Raw genomic sequence first — 5,839 nt, forward strand, 5'->3', positions numbered from 1 at the left:
GGCGGAGCGGAGCGCAGCTCGTGATGGGCACTGACCCTGACTGCGACCGGATGGGGCTGGCATATCGCGGCGGCGATGGCGAATACTCCCTGCTGACCGGTAACCAGATCGGTTCGATCTTCTGCCATTACATGCTCTCCAGTCTGGCCGAGGGCGGAAAACTGCCGGAGAAGCCGGTGATTATCAAGACCATTGTCACCACCGAACTTCAGAAAGAGATCGCGGACAGTTTCGGGGCGGAGACTATCGATACGCTGACCGGGTTCAAGTATATCGCCGAGCAGATTAAGTTGATGGAGGAAGACGGCTCGGGCCGCGAGTTCGTCTTCGGCGGCGAGGAGAGCTACGGCTACCTGGCCGGGACCTACACGCGCGACAAGGACGGAGTCGTCAGTTCGATGCTGGCCGCGGAAGTGACCGCCTGGTGCGTGCAGCGCGGAGCCACCCTGGGATCGTACCTCGACGAGATATTCCGCACCTACGGCTATTTCGCCGAAAGCCAGCGGGCGCTGGTGCTCAAGGGCGCGCGGGGAGCGGAACAGATTAGAAGTTTGATCGGACGTTTCCGCGAGCACCGGCCTTCAGCGATCGGCGGCGTGAATGTCGCCGGCTGGTGGGACCTGCTTTCCGGCGAGCGGCTGCTGCCGGGAGCGGAGAAAACGGACGATCTGGGACTGCCTCGCTCCAACGTGCTGATTTTCTACCTCGAGGACGGCAGCAAGGTGGCGGTGCGCCCCAGCGGCACCGAGCCCAAGATCAAGTTCTATTTCGGTATCAGGCAGCCGGTGGAAAGTCCGCAGGGACTGGATGAGGCCCGCAGCATGGGAGACCGGCGCCATCGGAAGCTCGAAGACGATATGATGGCCGGGGCGGACAGGCTTCTGAAGGAAATGTAGTCAGAGTTCGCTGACAAATCCCCGGCCGGTCAGTCCGGCGGCCAGGGCCTGTTCGCGGGCGGCGGCCAGCTCCTGCGCGCTGGGCCGCCGGGCGATCCGCGGGTCCTCGCCGGCCTGATGGCAGGGCCGGTACTGGCCCATGATATTGACGTAGGTTTCCGCCGACAGGTTCCGGGCGATCCAGCCGGCCCATTCCCCCGTGCCTCCAAGCCCGTCCGGCAGCACCAGGTGACGGACCAGCAGGCCGCGGTAAGCGACTCCCGTGGGAGCCAGCCGCAGCTCGCCCACCTGACGGTGCATCTCTGCCAGCGCCTGGCGTGTATGAGTCCCGTAGTCACCGCAAGAGAGAAACCTGACGGCGGCTTTGTCGTCGAAAAATTTCACGTCCGGCATGTAGATATCGATCACTCCCTCCAGCAGGCACAGGACCTCCACGCTTTCGTACCCCCCGCAGTTGTAAACCAGCGGGAGATTCAAGCCCCGGTCCACGGCCAGTTCCAGCGCGCCGACGATTACGTGGGTGTAATGGGTGGGTGTAACCAGGTTGATATTGTGGCAGCCCTGGCGCTGCAGCCCGAGCATCAGCTCCGCCAGTCCACTGGCGTTCACACGCCTGCCGCCGCCGGTGCCGTGGCTGATCTCCCAGTTCTGGCAGAAACTGCAGCGCAGGTTGCAGCCGCAGAAGAAGATTGTCCCGGAGCCGCGCGATCCCACCAGCGGAGTTTCCTCGCCGAAATGGGCAAACGCGCTGCTGACGACTGCCTCGTACGGCGAGCGGCAGGTGCCGGTTTCTCCTTCCCGGCGGGATACCTCGCAGCGGTGGGGGCAGAGACGGCAGGACGAGGCGATTTCGCTCAGCGTGTCGGCCCTGAGGGCCAGCTCGCCGTTGCGGTGGAGTTCGAGGTAGGAGGGAGAGTACATCGCAGTTCAGTTGTTTTCCCGCTGGAATTTTATTTCGCTGATCACCTGGGCGTTGTTTTCCAGGATCACCTCGCTGCGCGCGATCAGGTTGGCGCAGGTGTCGGCGAGCTTTGCATCGCGTTCGGCGCTGCGATAGTCCTCCAGGGCCTTGCGCCTCAGTTCCGTCGCCTGCTCCATCTGCTCCTCGGTAAGCTCCTTGCGGCGGATCGCGCGCTCGTAATCGAATTCCTCGTCCTGCGCGTGGTCGACCCGCTGTGCCAACCGGTCGTAGAGCTGGCCGCGCATCAGGAAGTAGCCGACAGCCGGAGTGAGTTTGATCGCCCTGTTCAGCGCGCCGAGAGCAGCCTGCAGCCGGCCGGCCGCCAGTTCCAGCTCGCCGATCCGTCCGAGGATCATGGCCTGATCGGCGGGCCTGGCCCGGGAGAGCGCCTTGCGGTAGTAATCAAGCGCCTCGGTCCGTTTGCCGCCCGTGCGGGCGCTTTCGGCAATCTGGAGATAGATAAACGGGTATGACGAATCCCGCTCGGCCACCCACTGGAAATAGCCCAGGGCCAGGTTTGGTTTGCCCGTTTCGAGGAACGCCGTCCCCAGGGCGAACCGCAGCTTGGTCCAGTCAACCAGGTCGGTTTCTCCGATCAGCGTGTCGGCGGCGATAAACAGGGGGATGCTTTCCTCGTAATTGCCCGCCGAGTAGGCCGCGATAGCCTGGTTGAACTGCCTGGCGCCCAGTTTTTCCTGCTCGGTTTCAGCTGCTCTCTGCTGGGCGGTCAGCGGCAGGGCGGTTATTACGGCTAACAGACCGGCCAACACGATCCTGTTCATCACCCTCACCTCTTCTTCCGAGAAAAAAGGGCTGTCGCCCGGTTGCCCCACGGGTAACAGCCCCTTGCACGGTTTACAGCAGCGGATGAACTACTTTGTCTTCTCGTAGTAGTCGATCTGCGTCTTGATCTTGGTCAGTCTGTCACGCAACTGGGCAATATTATCGAGATGCTCCTTGGCGCTCTTGGCATAGCGGCCGGTGACCTGCCGGAGGTCGGATTCCGCCCGGTCGTAAACGCGCAGAGCCCGGTCGGCCCGAGCAATGGTCATTTTGCCGTCCTGGATCAACTGATCGATATCAGCGTTCTGGTCGATAGCGTAGTCAAGCTGGTTGGCGTAGTCGTAGTTTGCAACACCACGCTGGAAAGTGACGATATTCTTGTCCCGGCCCTGGAGGAGTGGAATAGCCTTGGTATAAGCCTCGATCGCCTTGGGATAATTCTTGAGTTCCCTGTCGTACGCACGACCCATGCGCCGATAAATAATGACTTTATAATTGTCTGGTACAACCAGGAGCGCCTTGTTGTAATGTTCGATCGTAGCCGGCCAGTGCTTTTTATCGTACTCGATATGTCCCATCCGGTAATGAGCGTACTGGTCGTTGGAGTCCATCTCTACAAGCATTGTCAGGGTGACAAGCGCTGCATCGTTCTGTTTGCATTTTATCAGGCTGAGAGCGAGCAGGTTCAATCGACTACAATGAGTTTTCGTCCAGACGGGATCAGATGGATCGCCGTGCTGGCGGCAAAGTTCCACCGAGCGTTCCATATGCACGACCGCTTTTTCCACCGCCGCCATTGCCGAGGTCGAGTCGCCGGCTTTCTCCAGTGAATCCGCTTTAGAGTAATAATAGTAGCCGATCATGTTTCGGATATTCGGGTCCTCATCCTCGATCCGGATCAACTGCTCGTAAACTTTCGCAGCTTCATCCTTGCGGTTCAGTTTCTCCAGGCTGTAAGCCCAGTAGCGGGTGTACTCAAAGTTATCAGGTTCCAGGGCGGCGAGCTTTTCGTAATATTTCAGGGCCTGCTCGAAATTCTCGTCGGTGAAATGGGTGGTGGCCAGGATTTCCAGCGTGGGCTTGTGATCGGCGTTGATTTCGGCCAGGATCTGCTCGAACTTGGCCAGCGCGGTGTCCATGGTCTGGGCCTTGAGATGGCTCAGCCCGATCATGTAGTGGCAGTCGATATCGCCGGGGACGAGCTTTAAGTACTTTTCGTAGTTCTCGATTGCCTTGTCGTAGATCGCGCTGTTGAAATAGGAGCGCGCGATCGATATCAGGCTGATCCGTTCGCTGGCGGTAATCAGCGTTTCGGTGGCCATCCTGGCCAGGTCCTCGACCTTGTCCTGGTTCTCAACCGAAATCTCGTCGCCCTCGATCGTGTAATCGTTGCGGGGGATGATATAGTCCACCTTGGCCTTTACCGGCGTATCCTCACCACCGGGCTGTTCCAATGTGCCGTAGGCGTAAATCGTCGCTTCCAGGGACTCCATCATCGAGGGGATGAGCGAATCCGGCACCGGCTTTTCTCCGTCAATGTCCTTTTCCTTCAGGTAGTCATCGTAATCGCCCTTCTTGACGATATCGAACTTGCCGGACTTGTCGAGCGCTTCGGCCAGTTCCCACTGGAACTTTTCAGCCACCTTTTTCTCGACCGTGGTCTCGGGTCTCAGCACCAGAACCTTCGGCCTGCCGGACTGGGCGAATATGCTGCCGGCCAGAAATAAAACTGCCAGGCCGGCGATTCCGAGCAATTTGGCCGGCAGAAAACATTCGATCCGTTTCATCTTGTCCTCTCCGAGTGTCCGTTTGTTAAACATGGACTTTATTTGTTCAGTTCTGTACCGAGCTCCGTAAAATTGGACGGAATCCGGTTCACTTTATTCAACTGCGGCCCTACCATGCTGTAATCTTTGGATTGAGCTGGCTTAAGGCAGGCGCACATGAATCTTTGGTTAATCTGCAATAATAGTTTAAGGACAAAAAAATTATAAAGACCTCCTTCGAGGTTGTCAACAATAAACCTGTAATATTATAAACACCCCCTGAGAGGTCAATACCTGATTCGATACCGGTAGTCGATACTGAAATGCCCGCGGCTGTCTGTCTGGCTGATTATCGAGCTGTGGCGGTTGACCAGGAACTCGATCTGGGCGCTGCGGGCCGAGGGGTCGATAATGTCCTGGGAGATGCTGAAAAACACGTTCTCGAACAGGAACTCGCCCATCGTGATCTTGGCGCTGCGCTCCGCGCCGCCCTGACTCTGGTCGCCCGTGGCCGGGTTGAACAACTGGCTCTCGAAACTGAGTTCATCCAGGCCGGTCCACTCCTGCAGGTAGGGGTTGGCCTGGTTCAGCGCCATGTTGGCCGCCTGGTCCAACAGCTTGCTCTGGGAATATGTCGACTGCTGCTGGAACTCGCGCCAGGTCTGGTCGAGAATCACCAGTGTCCGGGCCTGCTCGTCCGTCAGCGGCGGATCGACCGCGCGGTCCTCGCGGTCGCGCACGGTGATATCGAACTGCGGGCTGTTGAGCGTGCCGCCGATATGCAGGATAAACGTGTTGCGATCCAACTCGTACTGCTCACCGGGGATACTGGGTCCCGAGGAGCCGCGCGAGACGAACGAGCCGCCGATCAGGTCGGTGCGCCGCACCTGGCCGCGCACGGTGCGTTCGGCCTCGATATCCAGCAGGGGGTTTAGTTCGGGACGGCCCTGGAAGCTGATCGAACCGTAACGGATACGGAACCTGCGGCCGAAGAGGGTATATGTACCCGTCACCGCGTTTATCGATCCGCTGACCCTGGGTACGCTCTCGAGCTGGGCGGCCTGGATGTCGGCGGAGAGCTTGATATTTGCGTTGCGGTTGCGCAGCCAGAAATCGTCACCGGTGGTAAAGCGGATGTCGTAGTCAATCGGTGAAACAGGCAGTCGGATCTCGCTGTCGTCAGCCAACTCATTCCCGCCGCCGGCCATCTGGACCGGCGAGCCGATCAGGGGGTTGACCTCACCCTGGATGATATGGACCCGGCCCTCGATCAGCGGCTGTGCCACCGGTCCGCTGGCACTCAGGTCGGCGTCGACCCTGACACTGGTCACGTATTTGAACTGCTGGAGGATCATGTCGCGGCCGGTGATCGCCAGCTGGAGGCTGTCGGGCCTCAAGCCGGCCAAAGACATCGTTCCGTTGACCACGATCCT

General features: G+C 59.4%; 4 protein-coding genes and 2 pseudogenes (2 of these 6 cut by a window edge). 1 reads left to right on the forward strand and 5 read right to left on the reverse strand.

Annotation, left to right across the window (positions count from 1 at the left end; all coding sequences use genetic code 11):
• Positions 1-896 (forward strand): annotated as a pseudogene (locus FVQ81_17330) (phospho-sugar mutase); it begins 316 nt to the left of the window's first position.
• Here FVQ81_17330 and FVQ81_17335 read toward each other — a convergent pair.
• The 5 genes and pseudogenes from FVQ81_17335 to FVQ81_17355 form a co-directional block, all read right to left on the reverse strand.
• Positions 897-1,817, reverse strand: coding sequence for a radical SAM protein (locus FVQ81_17335; protein ID MBW7998295.1), 921 nt, complete (start codon positions 1,815-1,817; stop codon positions 897-899).
• 6 nt (positions 1,818-1,823) lie between these two features.
• On the reverse strand, positions 1,824-2,639 hold the full coding sequence (locus FVQ81_17340) for a tetratricopeptide repeat protein (GenBank protein MBW7998296.1): 816 nt from the start codon (positions 2,637-2,639) through the stop codon (positions 1,824-1,826).
• Positions 2,640-2,729: 90 nt separating this feature from the next.
• Positions 2,730-4,460: a tetratricopeptide repeat protein gene (locus FVQ81_17345; protein ID MBW7998297.1), complete on the reverse strand. Its 1,731-nt coding sequence runs from the start codon at positions 4,458-4,460 to the stop codon at positions 2,730-2,732.
• A 233-nt stretch (positions 4,461-4,693) separates the two neighbouring features.
• Entirely contained in the window at positions 4,694-5,812 is a 1,119-nt protein-coding gene (locus FVQ81_17350; GenBank protein ID MBW7998298.1) for a hypothetical protein, read from the reverse strand.
• A pseudogene (locus tag FVQ81_17355) lies at positions 5,800-5,839 on the reverse strand (hypothetical protein) (it continues 2,618 nt past the right edge of the window). Before FVQ81_17355 ends, FVQ81_17350 begins: the two are co-directional and overlap by 13 nt.

The sequence above is a fragment of the Candidatus Glassbacteria bacterium genome, assembly GCA_019456185.1.
GTDB lineage: Bacteria > Gemmatimonadota > Glassbacteria > GWA2-58-10 > GWA2-58-10 > JAJRTS01.